Source organism: Bradyrhizobium sp. CCBAU 65884, assembly GCF_028128835.1.
Taxonomy (GTDB): Bacteria; Pseudomonadota; Alphaproteobacteria; order Rhizobiales; family Xanthobacteraceae; genus Bradyrhizobium; species Bradyrhizobium ottawaense.
This window is the reverse complement of sequence record NZ_LBJU01000126.1, coordinates 64,917-85,098: the sequence shown is the minus strand read 5'-3', so window position 1 is coordinate 85,098 and position 20,182 is coordinate 64,917. Positions and strand designations below refer to the sequence as shown.

The window sequence follows — 20,182 nt, the reverse complement described above, 5'->3', positions numbered from 1 at the left end:
AGCATGTCCGTCGTGGATCGGGAAGACGGGCTGCTAGCGCAGCCACTCCTTGATCTGCCGCTTCACTTCCGCGGTCGAGATGCCGTAGCGGTCGTGCAGCGTCGGCAGCGCGCCGGCGGCGAGAAACTCGTCGGGAAGTCCGATCTGCCGGAACGCGGGATGAACGCCCGCGCGCATCAGCAGCGTCGCCACGGCCTCGCCGAGCCCGCCGATCACGGTGTGATTCTCGGCGACGACGACGAGGCGGCCGGGCTTGCCCGCTTCGCGCAGGATCGCTTCGGTGTCGAGCGGCTTGATGGTCGGAACGTGCAGGACAGCCGCATCAATGCGGTCATCCGACAAGGCCTGGGCCGCCTCCAGCGCGCGCATGGTCATGATGCCCGAGGAGATGATCAGGACGTCGCCACCGTCACGAAGCAACGCAGCCTTGCCGAGCTCGAACCGGTAATTGTACTCGTCGAGCACCAGCGGCACCTGTCCGCGCAGCAGGCGCATATAGACCGGTCCGCGATGCGCGGCGATCGCCGGCACGACCTGCTCGATCTCGTGCGCATCGCAGGGATCGATCACCGTCATGTTCGGCATCGCGCGGAACAGGGCGAGATCCTCGGCCGCCTGGTGGCTGGGTCCATAGCCCGAGGTCAGGCCGGGCAGCGCGCAGGCGATCTTCACGTTGCGGTCTTCTTCCGCAATGGTCTGGTGGATGAAGTCGTAAGCCCGGCGCGAGGCGAACACCGCGTAGGTCGTCGCGAACGGCATGAAGCCTTCGGCGGCGAGCCCCGAGGCTGCGGCGAACAGCAGCTGCTCCGCCATGCCCATCTGGTAGTAACGATCGGGAAAGGCCTGCGCGAAGATGTGCAGGTCGGTGTATTTGCCGAGATCGGCGGTCATGCCGACCGCGTCCTCGCGGCTGCGGGCGAGCTCGACGAGCGCGTGGCCGAAGGGGGCGGGCTTGGTGCGCTGGCCCTCCGCCGCGATCGAGGCGATCATGGCCGACGTGGTCAGGCGCGGCTTTGCCGAGGGGGTTCCGGCGGACTTCATGGCTGGTCTCCCGCGTTCAGTGCAGACAGCGCGAGCTGCCATTCATGCGGCTCGACGCGAATGAAATGGTTCTTCTCACGCTGCTCCAGGAAGGGAACGCCCTTGCCCATCAACGTGTCGGCGACGATCATGCGAGGCTTCGGCTCGGCATGCGCCGTCGCGGCATCGAAAGCCCCCACCACTGCGTCGAGATCGTTGCCATCGACGCGCTGCACGAACCAGCCGAAGGCTTCGAGCTTGTCGACCAATGGCTCGAAGCCGAGCATCTGCTTGGAGGGACCGTCGGCCTGCTGATTGTTGACGTCGACGACTGCGATGATGTTGTCGAGCTTGTGATGGGCCGCCGACATGATGGCTTCCCATTTCGAGCCCTCGTCGAGCTCGCCGTCCGAGAACAGGGTGAAGATTCGCGCCGCCGATTTCTTGCGCTTCAGCCCGAGCGCCATGCCGACGGCAATGCCAAGGCCAAGGCCGAGCGAGCCGCCGGACATCTCCATGCCCGGGGTGTAGGAGGCCATGCCCGACATCGGCAGACGGCTCTCGTCGAAGCCATAGGTCGCGAGTTCCGCTTCCGGAATGATCCCGGCCTCGATCAGCGCCGCATAAAGTGCGATCGCATAGTGTCCGTTCGACAGCAGAAAGCGGTCGCGGCCTTCCCAGACCGGATCTTCAGCGCGAAAGCGCATCGCGTGGAAATAGGCCACCGCCAGCACGTCGGCGATATCGAGCGCCTGGGCGATATAGCCCTGGCCCTGAACCTCGCCCATCAGCAAGGCGTTGCGGCGGATATTGCGGGCGCGCTGTGCCAGCGTCGGTGCGTTTGCGAGCGTCGGTGTCGTCATGTGTCTGCCCTCCTCGCTCAGTGGATCAGCATGCCGCCGTTCACGTCGATGACCGCACCGGTGACGTAGGCCGACAGGTCCGAGGCGAGGAAGGTGTAGATGCCCGCGACGTCGGCGGCCTCGCCGAGGCGGCCGAGCGGTATGCCCTCGAGGATCTTCGTCCGCATCTCGTCGGTGAGCTTGCCCGCGGTGATATCGGTGCCGATCAGGCCCGGCGTCACGCAGTTGACGCGGATACCGTCGGGCCCGAATTCGCGGGCCATCGCCTTGGCGAGGCCGAGCACGCCGGCCTTGGCTGCCGAGTAATGCGGTCCGCCGAAGATGCCGCCGCCGCGCTGGGCGGAGACCGACGACATGCACGCGATCGACCCGCTCCTGCGCTTGCGCATATGCGGGATCACCGCCTGCGACAGGAACAGGATGCCCTTCAGATTGACGCCCTGGATGCGGTCCCAATCTTCAGGGGTGATGTCGAGAAGCTTCACCGGCTGCGTCACGCCCGCATTGTTGATGAGGATGTCGATCTGGCCGAATTTCGCGATGACCGCCTCAACGGTCTTGATGCAGGCCTGCTTGTCGGTGACGTCCAAGGCGAGGCCAAGATGCGGCTCGCCAGTGCCGGATTCGAGTCCGCGCGCGGCGGCTTCCGCGGCTGAACCGTCGATGTCGAGAATGGCGACCCGGGCGCCTTCGGCCGCAAAGCGGCGGGCCGTTGCAAGGCCGATGCCCCGCGGCGAGGCCGCTCCGGTGATGATGGCTGTCTTGCCGCGTAGCAGCATTGTGATCCTCCCTGAATGGCTGTTGCCGGCACCGACGGCGCCACTGTTCTTGACCCGTTGATTATGCCCCTGCCTCGTTTCCGACAAACGCGCTGTTGTCTTGCATAGGTGAATTTGGTTCACTCGTCGGATGCTGCTGTCCAGTATTCCGATATCGTCCATCCGCGCGTTCGAGGCGGCCGCACGCACCGGCTCGTTCCGGGATGCGGCGAACGAACTTCATTTGACGCCGAGCGCGGTGAGCCACGCCATCCGCAAGCTCGAAAGCGCGATGGGCACGATATTGTTCGAGCGGAGCGCCCGCGCCGTCCGTCTGACGCCGGCGGGCGAGAACCTGATGCGTCATGCCGGCGCCGCCTTCGACAATCTGCGCCGCGGGATCGAAGAGGTCGCGGGCCGCGGCCCGCAATTGCTGAGAGTGCACTGCGCGCCGAGCTTTGCCGCGCAGTGGCTCGCCCCGCGCCTTGCCCGCTTCATGGCCGCAGAGCCCCAGCTCGAGGTCCGGCTCGCCGCCAGCACGGAATATGCCCGGTTCAGCAACGACGATTTCGACATCGACATCGTCTACGGGCAGCCGAGAGCCGAGGGAGTCGAGGTCATTCCGCTCGGCGAAGAGACCGTGACGCCGCTCTGCACGCCCGAGCTCGCGAAGAAAATCCGCAAGCCGAAGGACCTGCTCGATCAGGTGCTGATCCGCTCGGAAGTGAAGCAGGTGCAGTGGCACCAATGGTTCACCGCCAACGGGCTCGAGGCGCCTGCCATTCATGGCATGCGCTTCGATCGCAGCTTCCTGGCGATCGCGATGGCGTCGAGCGGCCTCGGCGTGACGCTGGAGTCAACCCGGCTTGCCGAACGCGAGATCGCCACAAGGCGGCTGGTTGCCCCCCTCGCCGGACGCTCCGTCGACATCCGCTATATCGGCCACCATCTGGTGTTCCCGCGCGCGAGCCAGCAGCGGCGACCGATCCGCGTCTTCGCCGAGTGGATCACGCGGGAGGTAGCTGTCGCCGGCGCGGCTTCAAGCCGATCGAGAGTCAAGTCGATGGGCTGACGGCTCCGACCGCTCAATACGTGCCGCCGAAGCGTCTTTTCTGCTCAGCCCTTCGAGATGACCGCGCGCCCATAGGGCGGTTGTGCCTGGACCGGCGGATTGGCGGTCTGGGCGGCGAGCTCGCCGATCAGGCGGTCGGCATCGGCGGCCATGCCGTCGGGGGCCTGGATCACCAGGCGCTCCAGTGCCCAGCGATAGGACGAGATGCGCTGCTCCAGACATTGCTGCACCCACTGCACGATCAGCGAGTTCTCCTGCATCCGCGCGACCGCGTCGTCCCTCTCTCTCGGCGAGAGCGCGGAGACGCGCGCCATGCTGGCGTTGCGCTTCCTGTCGAGGTCGATGACGCGGATCGCGGATGCGAAGAACGGCTCGAAGCGGGTGATGTCGTTGCGGACGTCCTCGATCAGCTGCGCATAGCGCGAGGAATGCGAGCGGTGCGGCTCGTCGATCAGCGTGCGGCCGTACATGGTGCGGTCGAACACGATCTTCTGCCGCCAGGGTGACGGCATCGCCTTGTAGTCGCCGAACACGCTCTTCCAGGCGGGGCGCGACAGCGGCGGCTCGATCATGGGATAGGCGAGGTCGCGCAGCTGGCGCTCCTCGTCGGTGAGCTGGAATTGCGAGGGTTTCAGACCGACGCTGGAGGTGACCTCCTCGCCGAGCCAGCGATGCATGTCGTCGCTGCGCATGTCGGCGCGGGTGCGGCCGAAATCGCCGCCGCTACAGGCACCGAGCGCAGCGCCAAGCATCGTGAGCAGCACGGCCGATCGGACAGACCGGATCTGGCGGATGGTGTCCGGCATTGCAAAAGCCCGGAATCAGCGACGGCGACGACGGCGCCCCGGCGCTGTGCCCTGCTCCGGCCCGTGATCGCCGCTGGTTTCGTCTGCCTCGCGCTCGATACGGATGACGGGAAGGATCAGGATCGTTCCCATGTCCGCGCGCGGAGCGACATCCCCCGACGAGCCCACCCGGCGACCGGCCGGAAATTCAATGATGGTCCCCATGTCAGCTCTCTTCAATTGCCGCGCGACCGAGCGCGCTCATGCAACATGCATTCATTAAGATCAGTTCATGGTTAACGGGGTGTAAACGTCGCGGTCGGACCGTAACCGCACGGGCCGCCCGCGACGTCCCGTTGCGGCACGAGATCGCTCCAAATCGAGCGTTCGGCTTCACGCCTCGTTTTCCTTAACGAGCCTTTAAAGGAGCCTGCGATAGGCTGGCGGGCAGTATCTCTTCCAGGTCGCGTATCTCTCCATGACCAAGTCGCTGTTTCCCGGATTCGACGGGCTGATGTCGCTCTCCCGTCGCGAAGGCGTCGATGTTCGGCCGACGCTGCTGCGCGTGCTGACCGACCTCTATGTGCAGACCCGCATCCACAGTGACGACGAGCAGCGCCAGTTCACCGAGCTTGCAACGCGGCTGATCGACCAGGTCGACGATGCGACCCGCGCGGCCATCAAGGCCAAGCTCGCGATCTATCCGTCGACGCCCGTCCCGGTTCTCCAGAAGCTCGGGCTGGTTGCCGCACATGAAGGCCGCAGGGTTCCACTGGCGCGTGAAATCCCCACGCCCGCACAAGCCCCCTCGCCGGCCCGCACGCCGACCGACGCCGAGCTGCGCATGGCCGCGAACATGGCGATGCAGCCGAAGGACGCCGCCGAGATCCACGACATGTTCTTCCGCGCCGGCGCCTCCGAGCGCGCGCTGATCCTGCACAACCTGGCGCAGACCCCGCTGAAGGCCGCGCCCCGCATTCCGACCGTGCGCGCCAAGCGCGCGATTCAGATCCTGGAGATGGCGGCGATCGCGGGCGACGTCGAGAATTTCACCCTCGAGCTCGGCGACAGCCTGATCCTGCCCTCCCGCGTCGCGGCCCAGATCGTCGACGATGCCGGCGGCGAGGCGCTCGCGGTCGCCGCGCGCGCGCTCGACATGCCGAGCCCCAACTTCCAGCGCATCCTGCTGTTCTTCAAGCCGGAGATCGGCACGTCCGTGAACGAGGTCTATCGGCTATCTCGGCTCTACGATCGTCTCAACGACCGCTCGGCGCTGGTGATGCTGGCAGCCTGGCGCGGCTCGACGCTCGCCGTCACCCGCGCAAAGTACCAGTCGTCACTGCACGACGGCGAACGCCAGCGCGCCCGCGCGGGCGCAAGCCAGACCCGGCCGGGCGTGCAGCCCGGCGCAATGCCACCGCGCCGCACCGGCACCGACGGGTCGTCGGAGCGTTGAACGACTCGCGTTGAGGGAGATCCCGCGTCGTCCAAGCTCGTCATTGCGAGCGCAGCGCGCAGTCGTGCCCCGGACGCAGCGCAGCGCCCCTCCGGCGATGCGCTGCTGAGCCGGGGCCCATCTCTCCGCCTTCGTTGATGCAGCCTTATGGGTCCCGGCTCTGCACGGCAACGCTGGCGCGTCGCCGCTTGTCCGGGACACAGCTACGCCTTCGCAAGCTCGAGGAAATGCCGTCCGGCACGATCCTCGGTCTCGACGATCCAGGCGTCCGGATCGAAGCGGATTTCCTTCGTCAGCCGCTCCTCGATCGTGTGCTCGGGCAGAGGTTGCTGCGCGACCGGCACGAAGAAGCGATCGACGGGGCGGCCGTCGTCGTAAGAGGTCTGCGGCGCCGGCGCGTACAGCATCGCATGGCCGTCGAGCAGCGACACTTTCACGAACACCGCGCCCGCCTCCTCGGCACCGCGACGGCGCACCGCGCCGAACACGCCCTCGGTCTGGCACCGGCGCAGGTAAGCCGCGACCCATATGTTGGATTTCAAACGCATGAGCCGAACGATAGGCCAGCGTGACGCGCGCCGCCAGTCTCAGCGTCCGATTGTCACGCCTTGCTTACACCTTGCCCGCCGTTGATCTGGCGCGCGACGAGGTATGACAGCGGCATCGCAAGTGCGAATCCCACGGCGACCGCATAGGGGATGTTCCTGATCGCGTCGGCGGCGAAGCTCGGCACCATCAGCACGACGATCAGACTGACGCCCGCCAGCACCGTACCCAGCATGATCCAGACCAGAACCGAGACCTTGAACATGACAACCTCTCTTCTTCGTTGAAGATGAGCGATCATGTTCCCCGAAGCCGTCGGCCGTCATTGATCCCAAGCAAATCGCCCGCGCGCGGGGCGCGGCGGCGCGCGATGCCCGGAATTGATCGGCGTCAATGACAGCGGGCGGTGGGGTTATTCGACGGGATGGCCGATCGCGGCGCCGAGCTCGCGCAGCAGCCGGTCGGACAACTGGCCGGTGACCTGCATCTTGTGCTCGCGCTCGAACTTCTGGATCGCGGACTGGGTCTCGCCGCTCATCGTGCCCGTGATCTTCAAATTCCCGTAGCCATATTCGGACAGCGCGCGCTGAACGCCGGCGATACGCCGGGCGGCGGGGCTCTGCGGCACGGGAATCGGCGCGGGTGGACGCATGGCGGACGGCGGCGTCGAGGTCGTCGCCTTGACCAGATTGGTCATGGGATCACTGCCCGCGCGCGGCGTCGATGCGGTCGCCTCGACGGGTTTCTCCGGCGGCTTCTCGGCGGCTCGCTCGGCAGGTTTCGGCTCGGCGCGGAACTCCGTCGCGCGCGGCTCCAGCGGCGAGGTATCGGCGCCGACCGGGCGCGGCCGCGGCATTGGGTTCGACAGCGCCACGGAGGACGGTGCGGGAAGATTGATCACGGTGCCGAACATCGGCGCCGGATGGCGGCCGGTCTGCAGGAACAGCGCATTGGCAACGATCGCGCCGATCGCGGCGACGGCGACGAGACCGGCCAGCGTGTCCTTGGGGCTGTGCAGCAGCACGCGCATCACGAGGTTGCGCTCGGTCTCGACATCGACAACCGCGGCCTTGGCGCCACGGCGGCGCGGAGCGGCTTCGTCCTTGGTAGACTTCCTAGGCACTTTTCTTCACCAGAGCGGGTTGGTCCTGAGACTGGTCGTGAGTTTGGTCCTGAAGATCCTGGCGCAGCACCGGCGTCAGCGTCGCGACCTTGCTTTCGACCGGCTTGACTTGCGGCGGCGTGTAGACGAGCGGCAGCCTGACGGTGACGGCGGTGCCCTCTCCCAAACTGCTTTGTACCGTCAATTCGCCAAGATGCAACGCCACGAGACTCTTCACGATCGAAAGTCCGAGGCCGGTTCCCTCGTGACGGCGCTGATAGGTCTTGCCCGCCTGGAAGAACGGCGCGCCGATGCGCTTGAGATCGTCGGGCGCGATGCCGACGCCGGTATCGCTGATGCGCAGCGTCAGCTGCGAACCCGACACCGAAGCGGTCACGGAGACCTGACCGCCACGCTCGGTGAACTTGATGGCGTTGGCGACGAGATTGAGCACGATCTGCTTGAACGCCCTGGGATCGCCGGTCATGACGGGCAGATCCTGCGGCGCATCGGTGATGAGATCGATGCCGTTCTCCCGCGCCTTCAGCGCCAAGAGATTGCAGCAATGCAACAGCGAGGCCCGCGGCGCGAACGGCTCGGACGCGATCTCGAAATTGCCCGACTCCATCTTCGACATGTCCAGGATGCCATTGACGACCGACAACAGGTGCTGGCCGGAATCGTTGATGAGCTGCGCGTATTCCTGGCGCTGGGCCGCACCCAGCATCAGGGTCTGCTCCTGCGCGATCATCTCGGAGAAGCCGATGATGGCGTTCAGCGGCGTGCGCAGCTCATGGCTCATGGTGGCGAGGAAGCGGGTCTTGGCGGCATCGGCAGCTTCCGCGGCGCTGCGCGCCTGATCCAGCGCCTGCTCGGACAGCTTGTGGTCGGTGACGTCGCGCATCACGGCGACGACCTCGGCCTCGCGCGTGACGTCACTGTGATAATTGTGGCCGATATCCCGGTCGAGCGGGCGGCAGCGCATCTCGACCCAGAGGAAATCGACCTGGCCGCGCTCCGAGCCGTCGGGCTCACGCCGCAGCCGGAACTCGATGCTGCGCACGTCGCCGCGCGCGGCATCGGAGAGCGCGGTGAGATAGGCCGGGCGATCGGCGACATGGACGCGGTCGAACAGGCCATGCCCCAGCAGTTGCGCCACCGGCATGCCGAGCATGGCTTCCGCCGCCGGCGAGATGAACTGCACCGCACCGTTGCGCTGATGCCGCGAGACGACGTCGCTCATGTTGCGGGCGAGCAGGCGATAGCGCTCCTCCTCGCGCGACAGCAGCGCAACGCTGGTGCGCGCCAGCGATTCCGCGCCGAAGGCAAGGCCGGCGGCATAGAGCGTCGCCGAGACGACGCCGCACGCCATCAGCACGCCGCGTTCAGCAGTGCTGGTGTCTGCAACCGGCAGCCAGCCGAGCTGGCCGACGAGAATCAGGAGTCCCGCACAGGACAGCGCGAGCAAGGAAGCGAAGGCAGCGACGCGGCGCGAGGCCGACAGCGCGGCTTCGAGGGGAACCACGACCAGCCAGACCGCGGCGAATGATTCGATGCCGCCCGTGGTGCCCGCGACCGCCATGATCAGGCCGGCGAGCGCCAGCGACGACAGCACATGGGCGCCTTCATAGCGGCCGGTGCGCGACAGGAACCAGGACAGCAGGATCGGCGCGATCAGCCAGGCGAACGCGGCGACCTCGACCGCGCTCGGTGCGCCGCGCATGGCGAGATAGACCGGGAATGCGGCAAAGGCGGCCAGGCTGCCGAGCAGCCGCGGCGCCATGAAGGCACGATGACGCGCCCGCATCAGCGCATCGTAACGCGCGGAGGGATGCAGCAGTGCATCGAGACAATCGCGGATGATACTCAAAACTGTCACGGGTCTCGCGCTTCGGCTCAATCGTCTTTGGAAGACGCGCCGCAACGCCTCCTTGTCGTTGAGCCACCGTGTCAGAGCGACCTTAAACGAGTGCTAAGGCGGCTCGGTGTGCGGCCGGACGCCGGGACATCGCGGGGCTTTTTAGACGATTTGGCGACGTCTTCGGCGAGGATGGTGAACACAGGGTTTCACACATCCCGGCATGGTTTCGAATTGGTGGATACGCATGCCAGCAGAATCACGGGCGCCGGCGTCAATCGAAAATTTACGACACCGTCGATCTCGAAGAATTTTGCGTAAATTTTCCGCGAATTAAGCTCAAGGCAATCACTTGCGATTTATCGAGAGTTGCTAGGTCGAAACGCGCGCGGACCATCGCCGCGGGCGGGATCTAACGAACAGGTCGATAAGATGCGCTTTCTGCTCCGCATCACATTCTGGCTCGGGCTGGTGCTGGTGCTCCTGCCCAGGGACAAGACGCCCGAATCGGAGAAGCTGCCCCAGATCGGTGCCGCCGACGCGGTGCAGGCTGCGACCGCGGCCGTCTCCGACATGACCCAGTTCTGCAAGCGCCAGCCGGCGGCCTGCGAGGTCGGCGGACAGGCCGCGACCATCATCGGCCAGCGCGCCCAGGACGGCGCGCGCAAGATCTACCAGATCATCAACGACAAGAAAGAGCAGATCTCCAACGACAAGAACGACAAGAACGACAAGAAGGCGCCCGACCATACCGGCTCGATCGCGATGGCCGGCGAAGGCGATGCCGCATCGACCGAGGCACCGCGCGATACCCTGAGCCAGGACGACCTCGCGCTGGAATGGCGCGGCCCGGCGGCGAATTAGCGCCCAAACCCTATCGATTTCATCTCCTCGCATCCTTATATTGGCCCTAACGGGAACACGGGCCAACATGACGACGATCGACGAAATCAGGGACAATTTCGAGCTTCTGGACGAGTGGGACGACCGCTACCGGTACGTCATCGAGCTCGGCCGCACCCTGGAACCGATGCCGGAGGCGGAACACTCCGCCGAGAACAAGGTCAACGGCTGCGTCAGCCAGGTCTGGCTGCAGAAGCTGGTCGACCGCGGCCATGGCGCGCCGATCCTGAAATATCGCGGCGACAGCGACGCGCATATCGTGCGCGGGCTGGTCGCGATCGTCCTCTCGCTCTATTCCGGCCGCACGCCGCAGGAGATCATCGATACCGACGCGATCGCCGTGTTCAACGAGTTCGGCTTTCGCGATCATCTGACGCCGCAGCGCTCCAACGGCCTGCGCTCGATGGTCGAGCGCATCAAGACCGATGCGAAAGAGGCGCTCGCGGAAGCGTCGTAGCGATCTTCACGTGAGGAGCGCGTGCTTCGAGCCACGCAGCAAGAATTCATAGGGTGGGCAAAGCGGAGCGTGCCCACGATCTGCGTGTGACTGGTTGAGAATTCGTGGGCACGTCGCGCAAGAGCGCGCCTTTGCCCACCCTACGAGAGCTGGCCGAGCGGACGAGCTACTTCCGCTTCCGCTGCTGCTGTCCGAGGCCCATCTGCTTGGCCAATTGCGAGCGCGCCACCGCATAGTTCGGCGCGACCATGGGATAGTCGGCCGGCAGGCCCCATTTCTCGCGGTATTGCTCCGGCGTCATGTTGTACTGCGTGCGCAGATGGCGCTTCAGCGATTTGAAGCGCTTGCCGTCTTCCAGGCAGACCAGATAGTCGGGCGCGATCGACTTCTTCAGCGAGACCGCCGGCTTGGCCGGCTCGAGCGGCGCGGTCTCGGTGCGGCCTGACGACACCCGCACCAATGCGCCATGCACCTGGCTGATCAGGTTCGGAATCTCCGCCGCGGGCGTCGGATTGTTGCCGAGATAAGCCGACACGATGCTCGCCGTCAGCTCGATGAAATTCTTAGCCCCGGCATCCGACATGGGCCCGCCCTCTCTGCACCTTGCGCTTCACGGGATAGACGACGCCGAACCTTTCCGTGTCAACAATACGTTCGGCTGAAACAAGGGACTGACGAGGCGACGACGATTGCGGCGCTTGACTGCTGCGCGGCAGAGTTCAGGACCGCTGGTCGAGATGGGCACGCAACTCGTCGATCGACGCAAAGCGCATCATGCCCTCCGGCATCTGCGCTTCGATCGAGCCGTCGGAATAGAGCGAATAGGCCATGCCGTCGACGATGCCGGATTTGAGGACGGTCACGGGCGCCTGCTCGACGGGTGGTGGTGGAGGCGGCGGCTCGGGTGCAGGCGGCGGAGCGGCCTCCGCAAAGGTCGATGGCGAGCGCGGCGGCGGCCGGCGCAGGGCGGCCGGCGGCTCCGACGGACGCATGCGGTCCGGCTTCGGCCAGGCATCGTCAAAGCTTGCAGGCGGAGTATCCAGGGCCTCACCGGGCTCCGCAGGTAGCTGCGGCGGCGCGTCCTCGATGGCCTTCGCCTCCGCACGCTCCCGCTCCTTGCGCGAGGTCGAGGCGAACAACAGGTTGCGCCGGCGCGGCGCTTCCGGAGCCGCGGGCGGCGTTGGAGCTTCCGGCACCGGCGGAGCCTCGACGCGCGGACGCTCGCGCGCGGCAGCTTCGCTCTGCCACGGCGGCGGGCCTGCAGCAGGTGGCGGCGGCGGTGGCTGCTCGATCCTTCCTTCGGCCCTTCCCTCGATCCTTGCCGCCGCAGCGGCAGCCATCGACTCGGGCGCAGCGCCTGATGCGGCGAGGCCCGGCAGCACGGGCCTGACCCGAACCTCGGACGGCGCACCGGCCAGCCGACGCGCGAGGCCCTTCAGTTCCGTGACCACGACATAGAGGCCGGCCAGTAACATTCCGGAGCAGACGGCGATCGTGCCCGAGATTATGAGGGGGCTGCCGAGGCTGAACTCCCTGACGGAGAAGCCAAACAGGATCGAAAGGAAGCCCGCCACGACGGCGAAAATCCCCGCGATCAACAATGCCAGATTCATCGAACTCACCCCCGGTCGCCATCCACACGCGACAACCGCAACGCCACGATACCGTCATCCGGTGTTCCACGCCAACGAGGAATCGTCGGTAGCGTTCCTAAAGGGAAGGAAATCAGGGACTTATTCACATTCCCTTCAGCTACGGCTCGCTACTGCTTAGACTGCTCTCAAGTAACCGGAATTGCTGCGTCGCATCAGGAATTTAGCCATAATGCCCAATTACTTGGTAATGGAACTGCGCTATAGGGAGTCCGGGGAACAGGCCCGCGCGCACCAGCAGGGCCAAGAGGGGATTCCGGGGCACCGATAGCCATGACATCCATCACGACTTCGGCGATCGACACGCCTCTGCGGCGCTCGGTCGAACGGACTTGCGACGATCTCGCCATGCTGGTGCTGGCCGCGGTCGCGGTCGTTGCAGGCCTGACGTTCCGCGACTACGGCCTCGGCTGGGACGACTACACCCACGCTGAATATGCCGATTTGCTGCTGCGCATGTTCGGTTCCGGCTTCAAGGATACTGCGGCGCTCTCCTTCGCCAATCTCTACATGTATGGCGGCGGCTTCGACATGGTCGCGGCCCTCCTGCACAAAATCATTCCGCTCGAGCTGTTCGAGACACGACGTCTGGTCGGCGCCATTGTCGGCGTGGTCGGACTTGCGGTGACGTGGCGGCTCGGCCGTCGCATCGGCGGGCCCCTTGCCGGTCTTGCCTCGCTGCTGCTGCTCGCGCTGTGCCCGATCTTCTACGGCCACATGTTCATGAATCCGAAGGATGCGCCCTTCGCGGTGGCCATGATCATCCTGATGCTCGGCCTGGTCCGGCTCGCCGAGGAATATCCCAAGCCGTCGCCGCGCACGATCCTGATCGTCGGCCTGGGTGCCGGCCTTTCGCTGGGCTGCCGCGTTCTCGGCGGGCTCGCGCTGGTCTACGCCGTGCTCGGCTTCGTCCCGCTGTTCCTGGAGGAACTGCGCAGCGAGGGCCTGCGCGAGTCGGTCCGCCGCTTCGCCCATGTCGTCTATGTGCTGCTGCCCGGCTTGGCGTTCGGCTATCTCGTGATGGGCCTGATCTGGCCGTGGTCGATCATGGAGCCCGGCAATCCCTTCGAGGCGCTGACCTACTTCTCGCACTTCTTCGAGAAGCCGTGGAAGGAGATGTTCGACGGCGCGATCGTGTCCGTGCCGGACATGCCCTGGTCCTATCTGCCGACGCTGTTCGCGCTGCAGCTGCCCGAGGTGATGCTGGTGCTGATGGCCGGCGCCGTGGTCAGCACCTTCGGCATGCTGCCGCGAAGCGAGGTGCCGGCGCGGCGCAAGACCATCATGCTGATGCTGACGCTGGCCGCGACCCTGCCGCTCGCGATCGCGATGGTGAAGCGGCCGGCGCTGTACAACGGCATCCGCCATTTCGTGTTCGTGATCCCTCCGATGGCGGTGCTCGGCGGCGTCGCTTTCGCGTGGGCCATGGAGCGCCTGCGCGCCAATCACCGCACCTGGCAGCCGGTCGTGCTCGCCACGTTCTGCTTTGGCCTTGCGCTCTCGCTCGCCGAGATGATCCGGCTGCATCCCTATCAGTACACCCACTTCAACCATATCGCCGGCACCGTGCGCGGCGCCGACGACCGCTTCATGCTGGACTATTGGGGTCTCGCGCTGAAGCAGGCCTCGGATGAGCTGCGCGAGCAGATCGTCGAACGCCAGGAAGTGCCGCCGACCAATCGCAAATGGAAGGTCGCGGTCTGCGGTCCGCAGCGCCCCGCCCAGGTCGCGCTCGGGCCCGACTTCACCATCGGCTGGGATTCCAACGCGGCCGATTTCGCGATGACGCTCGGCGAGTTCTACTGCAAGGGCCTCACCGCGCCCGTGATGGTCGAGATCAAGCGCGACGATGTCGTGTTCGCCCGCGTCTACGACATCCGCGGCCGCAGCATTTCCAGCCTGCTCTCGATCCCGGCGCCGTAATAATTTTCTCTAGGGCGTAGCCCGGATGAGCGAAAGCGACATCCGGAATCCCTCTCAGAGCGGCCCCGCATGTCGCTCCGCTCATGCGGGCTGCGCTTGACTGCCGCGCGCTTGTCGCGCCTTGCTGCTTGCCACGAGCGGTACTACGCTCCCGCCCCGCAACAACGATGTTCGGAGAGATCAGCCATGTCGCCAGCGGAAGCGCGCCTGAAGGAAGTGCCGTCTGATATGACGGAGGCTGAGTGGCAGCAACGGGTCAATCTCGCCGCCTGCTACCGCCTTGTCGCGCTGTACGGCTGGGACGATCTGGTCGATACCCACATCTCCGCGCGCGTGCCCGGCCCCGACCATCATTTTCTCATCAATCCCTACGGGCTGATGTTCGACGAGATCACCGCCTCGAGCCTCGTCAAGGTCGATTTGCACGGCAACCAGCTCTCCGAGAGCGAATACAGCATCAACCCGGCGGGCTTCACCATCCATTCGGCGATCCACGAGGTGCGCGAGGACGCGATCTGCGTGCTGCATCTCCACACCCTCGACGGCACCGCGGTGTCGAGCAGCGCGGAGGGCCTCTTGCCGCTGAACCAGACCGCCCAGCTCGTCACCCACGACCTCGCCTATCACGACTATGAAGGCATCGCGCTCGATCACGACGAGCGGCCGCGGCTGCAGAAGGATCTCGGCGACCACAACCACATGCTGCTGCGCAATCACGGCACGCTCACCGTCGGCCGCTCGGTCGCCTCCGCCTTCGAGCGCATGTATCACCTCGAGCGCGCCTGCTCGATGCAGGTGCGCACGCGCGCGCTCGGCACGCCGGTCTATCCGGTCGACGATATTGCTATCGACAAGAACACCGAGCTGCTCGCCAACCGCGACCGCGCCGAGCTGCGCGCCACCAACCTCGTGTGGCCGCCGCTGCTGCGCAAGCTCGACCGCGAGCTTCCGGGCTACCGGTCTTGAGATTTTCGGGATTTGGTGTAGGGTAGCGCCTAACGAACCTCTACGCCTTTTGGAATGAAACGCCGCCCAATTCCGGGCGGCGTTTTTATTTTGGGGCGGTGGTCGCCACGACAACAGAGCCGTAGGGTGGGCAAAGCGGAGCGTGCCCACGTTCTTTCATAATCACTGAGAGATTGGTGGGCACGGCGCTGCGCGCCTTTGCCCACCCTAATGCAGCTCCCTACGGCCCCGTGCCCTACTTCACCTCCGCCACCGCCGCGAGGATGCGGGCCCAGGAGCGGATGCCTTTCTGGAAGCTGCGAAGATCGTACTTCTCGTTCGGCGAATGGATGTTGTCGTCGTCCAATCCGAATCCGACCAGCAGCGAGTCGAGGCCAAGCGTGCGCTTGAAGTCGGCGACGATCGGGATCGAGGCGCCGGAGCCCATCAGCACGGTCTCCCTGCCCCATTCCTCCGTCAGCGCCTTGCTGGCGGCGGCGAGCGGCTTCAAGTTCCAGTCGAGCGCGACGGCGGGCGCGGCGGAATGGTCGCCGAACTCGACCTTGCAGTCGCCGGGAATGCGCGCCGTCACGTAGTCGCGGAACGCCTTGCGGATCTTTTGCGGGTCCTGCCCCTCGACCAAGCGGAACGAGACCTTGGCCGAAGCATGCGACGGGATCACCGTCTTGGAGCCCTCGCCGATATAGCCGCCCCAGATGCCGTTGACGTCGCAGGTCGGGCGCGATGAGGCCTGCTCGATCAGGAGGCGTCCCTTCTCGCCGGCGGGGATCGACAGGCCGATCGGCTTGAGGAATATCTCCGGCGTCAGATTGAGCTTCTTCCACTGCTCCAGGATATCGGGCGGCAGGTCCTTCACGCCGTCGTAGAAGCCGGGAATGGTGATGCGGTTGTCGTCGTCGAACAGGCCGCCCAGAATTTTGGTGAGCACCCGGATCGGGTTCATCGCGCTGCCGCCGAACACGCCGGAATGCAAATCGCGATTGGCGGCGGTGATCTTCAGCTCTTCGTAGAGCAGGCCGCGCAGCGAGGTCGTGATCGCCGGCGTGTTGCGGTCCCACATGCCGGTGTCGCAGACCAGCACGTAGTCGGCCTTGAACTCGTCCTTGTTGGCCTCAATGAAGGGCACGAAATTCTTCGAGCCGACCTCCTCCTCGCCTTCGATCAGGAAGGTGATGTCGACCGGCAGCGAGCCCGTCACCTTCTTCCAGGCGCGGCAGGCCTCGACGAAGGTCATCACCTGGCCCTTGTCGTCCTCGGCGCCGCGCGCGACGATGATCTTGCGGCCGTCGGCATGATCGGTGACGACGGGCTCGAACGGCGGACGGTGCCAGAGATCGAGCGGGTCGACCGGCTGCACGTCGTAATGGCCGTAAAAGATCACATGCGGCCGTCCACCGGCACCGGTCTTGCCGACGATGGCGGGATGCCCGGCCGTCGGCCTCACTTCAGTGGCGACGCCGAGGCTCGCGATGTCCTTGGCGAGATGCTCGGCCGCCGCCTTGCAATCCCCGGCGAAGGCCGGATCGGCGGAGATCGACTTGATCCGGAGCAGCGCGAACAGGCGCTCCAGGCTGTTGTCGAAATCCTTGTCGATGTGGTCGAGCACGGATTGAAGCTGCGCATTGGCCATGGTTGTGGGTCCTGACATTCGAGTCTCAAGAGGTACCGGGTTTTAGCGCCGCCGCAGGCTCGGAGCCAGCCGCAACGGGCGGATGCCGGATGTGCCATGCAAGACTACCTGCAAGTACGGCGGTCGCGAGGAGATTGTTGCCCCAGGCCTGGAGGACAGTTGGAAACCACGGCAGCGCCAGCAGCATGAGAATGCCGGCCGCGCCGAGCGCGAGCCAGGTTCCGAGACGCACATTCGCCCGCTCGTCGAAGGCGGCGCGATGCATCAGCACCGTCATCGGGAAGAACAGCCACATGAAGTAGTATTGCCGTGCCAAAGGCGAGGCCACCGTGATCAGGCAGAACAGGATGGCGAGCTCCTCCGCATCCGAGCGCGCCGTTCGCCGTGCTTGCTGCGGCATGATCGCGACGAAGCCGAGCCCGAGCAAGGCCGACAGCACCAGCACGATCCAGTTCGCCGTCCTGTAGTCGACGTCGATGATGTTCATCGTGCGCGGCGGCTTGCCGGGATCCTCCAGATTGAAGTTGATCGGACGGACCAGGCGGTGCGTGACGGCGATGAGGGACTGGTTGACCCACGACCAGTTCTGCTCGTCACGCTGGCCAAAGCCCTTTTCCGAGCTCGTTCCGACCATGCCCTGATACCAGGTCGCAAGCTCGGCCGCGTTGCGCTCGAAGCCGCGGATCGGCGCCGGCACCACATAGAGAAGGATGCCGGTGAAGGCGACCGTGGCGGCGGCCGCCGCCCATTTCCGCCGCCAGACCAGATACGGCAGGACCGCGATCGGAAACACCTTGATGGCAGCGGCGAGCGCGAACATGAAGCCCGCAAGCCAGGGACGTTGGTGCCGCAAGCTCCAGAAGCCGTAGAGCATCATGGCCAGCAGGACGAGGTTCGGCTGGCCGAGGTCGAACATGTCGAACACGAAGGGCACGGTGACGACGGCGGGCAGCGCCTCCAGCCAGCGGCCGGGGCTGCGCCCCGAGCCGGCCATGACCTGGGAGAACGTCCCGGTGTACCACCACGCTACGGCGTTCAGGATCGACAGGACGACATAGAGCGGGATCTTGCCGAACCAGCTCGGGATCGCCAGCAGGATCGCCGGCAGCGGCGGATAGATGAACTCGAAATACTCGACGGCCGTGGCGGGATAGAGTGGCTCACCCTGCAGGACCTGCTGCCCGGCCCACAGCCACAGCGGGTAATCCTTGGTCTTGCCGCTGCCGAAGATCTCGGGAACGAGCACGTCGGCGGCGAGCAGGACGCAGCAGAACAGAAACAGCAGATCCAGCGGCGCGCGCAGCGACAGGTGTCGGGGCGCGTCAGGCTTGGCTAACGGGGCGGGCGGGGTCACGGAGTGGTCCTGTGCGGCGGCGAACAGGACGTAGCAGACCGGCGCAGGCTTGGAGAGCCCCTCACCTGAAATTGTACCGGTGGTGGCCTCGGGCAACGGCAAGCGGAATTGCCCAAAGCGGCCTGCCTACCGCCGCAGCAATCCGCCGAGCGCGCCGCGAACCAGCGTGCGGCCAATCGAGCCGCCGAGCTGGCCACCGACCGACTTGCCGATATTGGCGGCCATCCCGCCGATCACCTGGTTGGTGACCGATCGCGTCACGTCCCGCGCAATGACCTGGCCGGTCGACAGGCGGCCGCGCTTGACGTTGGTGCCGAAGATGGTGCCGACGATCGAGCCGATCTGGCCGAGAAGGCCGCCGCCATTTCCGCCAGCCGGGCCGTCCGCGGTGGCCGCCGTGCCGGCAATGCGCTTCTGGATCATCTCGTAGGCGGATTCTTCGTCGACGGCGGTGTCGTATTTGCCCTTCACCGGGCTTGCGGCCATGATCGCCTTGCGCTCGTCCGGCGTGATCGGCCCGATGCGAGCCGACGGCGGCCGGATCATCACCCGCTCCACCATCGCCGGCGTGCCGTTGCCCTCGAGGAAGGACACCAGCGCCTCGCCCTTGCCGAGCTCCATGATCACCTTGGCAGTGTCGAGCTTCGGGTTGGGCCGGAAGGTCTGGGCCGCAGCGGCGACCGCCTTCTGGTCCCGCGGGGTGAAGGCGCGCAGTGCATGCTGCACCCGGTTGCCGAGCTGTCCGAGCACGCGGTCGGGGACGTCGACCGGGTTTTGCGTCACGAAGTAGACGCCGACGCCCTTGGAGCGGATCAGGCGGACCACCTGCTCGATCTTGTCCATCAGCGCCTTGGGCGCATCGTTGAACAGCAGATGCGCCTCGTCGAAGAAGAACACGAGCTTCGGCTTGGGCAGATCGCCGGCCTCGGGCAGCTCCTCGAAAAGCTCCGACAACATCCACAGCAGGAATGTCGCGTAAAGTCGGGGGTTCTGCAGCAGCTTGTCGGCGACCAGGATGTTGACCATGCCGCGGCCGTCGCGGTCGGTCTTCATGAAGTCCTTCAGCGTCAGCGCCGGCTCGCCGAAGAATTTGGTGCCGCCCTGGTTCTCCAGCACCAGCAGCTGGCGCTGGATGGTGCCGACGGTGGCCTTGGTGACGTTGCCGAACCCCTGCGCGGCCTTGCGGATGGCTGCGAGCGGATCCTCCCCCGCATCCGCCCCCTTCTTCCCGCTATCGGGCACGATGGCATCGAGCAGCGCGCGCAGATCCTTCATGTCGATCAGGGTCAGCCCGGCGTCGTCGGCGACGCGGAAGGCAACGTTGAGCACGCCTTCCTGCACGTCGTTGAGGTCGAGCATGCGTGCGAGCAGAAGCGGCCCCATTTCCGTGACGGTCGCGCGCACCGGATGGCCCTGCTCGCCGAACACGTCCCAGAACACCGTCGAGAACTGATCGGGCTGGAAATTCAGCCCCATTCCGGAGGCGCGCTTGACGATGAAGTCTTTGGCTTCGCCGACCTCGGAGATGCCGGAGAGGTCGCCCTTGATGTCGGCGGCGAAGACTGGAACACCGGCGCGCGCAAATCCTTCCGCCATCACCTGCAGCGTCACAGTCTTACCGGTTCCGGTTGCACCTGTGACGAGGCCGTGGCGATTGGCGAGCGCCAGCGTCAGCCAGGCCTGCTCCTCTCCCTTGCCGACGAAGATCTTGTCGTCGGTATCGCCGAGCTTGCTGTCCTGTGCGGTCATTATTCTCTCTGATCTCTTCTTGCCGGGTTTCGCGTACCGAAACTCGAATGCTCCAGTTCCGTAGTTTAACGCATGTCGCGCACCGATT

20 protein-coding genes are annotated in these 20,182 nt (G+C 65.7%); 6 read left to right on the top strand and 14 right to left on the bottom strand.

What is annotated here, in order from left to right; all coding sequences use genetic code 11:
• Positions 1–33: 33 nt before the first annotated feature.
• The 3 genes from XI03_RS27495 to XI03_RS27485 are packed head-to-tail and all read right to left on the bottom strand — an operon-like array spanning position 34 to position 2,662.
• Positions 34–1,041 (bottom strand): transketolase family protein, encoded by a 1,008-nt coding sequence (locus XI03_RS27495; RefSeq protein ID WP_271593863.1) that lies wholly within the window; start codon positions 1,039–1,041, stop codon positions 34–36.
• The gene (locus XI03_RS27490) at positions 1,038–1,883 is read right to left on the bottom strand and encodes a transketolase (RefSeq protein WP_271593862.1); all 846 of its coding nucleotides are present in this window, start codon (positions 1,881–1,883) and stop codon (positions 1,038–1,040) included. Before XI03_RS27490 ends, XI03_RS27495 begins: the two co-directional genes overlap by 4 nt.
• A 17-nt stretch (positions 1,884–1,900) precedes the next feature.
• Positions 1,901–2,662: an SDR family NAD(P)-dependent oxidoreductase gene (locus XI03_RS27485; RefSeq protein ID WP_028142958.1), complete on the bottom strand. Its 762-nt coding sequence runs from the start codon at positions 2,660–2,662 to the stop codon at positions 1,901–1,903.
• 133 nt (positions 2,663–2,795) lie between these two features.
• Between XI03_RS27485 and XI03_RS27480 the strand changes: the two genes are divergently transcribed.
• The gene (locus tag XI03_RS27480; RefSeq protein ID WP_271593955.1) at positions 2,796–3,713 is read left to right on the top strand and encodes a LysR substrate-binding domain-containing protein; all 918 of its coding nucleotides are present in this window, start codon (positions 2,796–2,798) and stop codon (positions 3,711–3,713) included.
• 44 nt (positions 3,714–3,757) lie between these two features.
• On the opposite strand, the gene XI03_RS27475 is transcribed toward XI03_RS27480, so the two are convergent.
• Complete coding sequence (locus tag XI03_RS27475; RefSeq protein WP_271593861.1) at positions 3,758–4,519, bottom strand: hypothetical protein; 762 nt, start codon at positions 4,517–4,519, stop codon at positions 3,758–3,760.
• 15 nt (positions 4,520–4,534) lie between these two features.
• Entirely contained in the window at positions 4,535–4,723 is a 189-nt protein-coding gene (locus XI03_RS27470; protein WP_018315770.1) for a hypothetical protein, read from the bottom strand.
• Between the two features lie 253 nt (positions 4,724–4,976).
• Between XI03_RS27470 and XI03_RS27465 the strand changes: the two genes are divergently transcribed.
• Entirely contained in the window at positions 4,977–5,954 is a 978-nt protein-coding gene (locus XI03_RS27465) for a DUF2336 domain-containing protein (protein ID WP_271593860.1), read from the top strand.
• A 203-nt stretch (positions 5,955–6,157) separates the two neighbouring features.
• Here the strand turns inward: XI03_RS27465 and XI03_RS27460 are convergent, their stop codons facing one another.
• From XI03_RS27460 to XI03_RS27445, 4 genes are all read right to left on the bottom strand, one after another.
• Positions 6,158–6,502, bottom strand: a complete 345-nt coding sequence (locus XI03_RS27460; RefSeq protein WP_028142953.1) for a DUF1491 family protein — start codon at positions 6,500–6,502, stop codon at positions 6,158–6,160.
• Positions 6,503–6,555: 53 nt separating this feature from the next.
• Positions 6,556–6,765 (bottom strand): hypothetical protein, encoded by a 210-nt coding sequence (locus XI03_RS27455; RefSeq protein WP_028142952.1) that lies wholly within the window; start codon positions 6,763–6,765, stop codon positions 6,556–6,558.
• A 147-nt stretch (positions 6,766–6,912) separates the two neighbouring features.
• Entirely contained in the window at positions 6,913–7,623 is a 711-nt protein-coding gene (locus XI03_RS27450; RefSeq protein WP_038947830.1) for a peptidoglycan-binding domain-containing protein, read from the bottom strand.
• Complete coding sequence (locus XI03_RS27445) at positions 7,616–9,481, bottom strand: ATP-binding protein (RefSeq protein WP_212429465.1); 1,866 nt, start codon at positions 9,479–9,481, stop codon at positions 7,616–7,618. The genes XI03_RS27450 and XI03_RS27445 overlap by 8 nt, the downstream gene beginning before the upstream one ends.
• 411 nt (positions 9,482–9,892) lie before the next feature.
• Between XI03_RS27445 and XI03_RS27440 the strand changes: the two genes are divergently transcribed.
• Together XI03_RS27440 and XI03_RS27435 are read left to right on the top strand one after the other, a co-directional pair.
• Complete coding sequence (locus XI03_RS27440; RefSeq protein ID WP_271593859.1) at positions 9,893–10,324, top strand: DUF5330 domain-containing protein; 432 nt, start codon at positions 9,893–9,895, stop codon at positions 10,322–10,324.
• A 67-nt stretch (positions 10,325–10,391) separates the two neighbouring features.
• Positions 10,392–10,820: a SufE family protein gene (locus XI03_RS27435; protein ID WP_028142948.1), complete on the top strand. Its 429-nt coding sequence runs from the start codon at positions 10,392–10,394 to the stop codon at positions 10,818–10,820.
• 166 nt (positions 10,821–10,986) lie between these two features.
• Here the strand turns inward: XI03_RS27435 and XI03_RS27430 are convergent, their stop codons facing one another.
• Positions 10,987–11,403, bottom strand: coding sequence for a MucR family transcriptional regulator (locus XI03_RS27430; protein ID WP_028142947.1), 417 nt, complete (start codon positions 11,401–11,403; stop codon positions 10,987–10,989).
• 136 nt (positions 11,404–11,539) lie between these two features.
• Positions 11,540–12,433: a hypothetical protein gene (locus tag XI03_RS27425; protein WP_095425339.1), complete on the bottom strand. Its 894-nt coding sequence runs from the start codon at positions 12,431–12,433 to the stop codon at positions 11,540–11,542.
• A gap of 312 nt (positions 12,434–12,745) precedes the next feature.
• Between XI03_RS27425 and XI03_RS27420 the strand changes: the two genes are divergently transcribed.
• Together XI03_RS27420 and XI03_RS27415 are read left to right on the top strand one after the other, a co-directional pair.
• Positions 12,746–14,395, top strand: a complete 1,650-nt coding sequence (locus XI03_RS27420; protein WP_271593858.1) for a glycosyltransferase family 39 protein — start codon at positions 12,746–12,748, stop codon at positions 14,393–14,395.
• 186 nt (positions 14,396–14,581) lie between these two features.
• Entirely contained in the window at positions 14,582–15,361 is a 780-nt protein-coding gene (locus XI03_RS27415; protein WP_028142944.1) for a class II aldolase/adducin family protein, read from the top strand.
• Between the two features lie 235 nt (positions 15,362–15,596).
• Here the strand turns inward: XI03_RS27415 and XI03_RS27410 are convergent, their stop codons facing one another.
• The 3 genes from XI03_RS27410 to XI03_RS27400 all read right to left on the bottom strand — a co-directional run bounded on the left by XI03_RS27410 (position 15,597) and on the right by XI03_RS27400 (position 20,094).
• On the bottom strand, positions 15,597–16,991 hold the full coding sequence (locus XI03_RS27410) for a M20/M25/M40 family metallo-hydrolase (RefSeq protein ID WP_271593954.1): 1,395 nt from the start codon (positions 16,989–16,991) through the stop codon (positions 15,597–15,599).
• A 25-nt stretch (positions 16,992–17,016) separates the two neighbouring features.
• A complete protein-coding gene (locus XI03_RS27405; protein ID WP_271593953.1) occupies positions 17,017–18,345 on the bottom strand; it encodes a glycosyltransferase family 87 protein in 1,329 nt (442 codons plus the stop codon).
• Between the two features lie 126 nt (positions 18,346–18,471).
• Positions 18,472–20,094, bottom strand: coding sequence for a helicase HerA-like domain-containing protein (locus XI03_RS27400; protein WP_271593857.1), 1,623 nt, complete (start codon positions 20,092–20,094; stop codon positions 18,472–18,474).
• Positions 20,095–20,182: the final 88 nt, after the last annotated feature.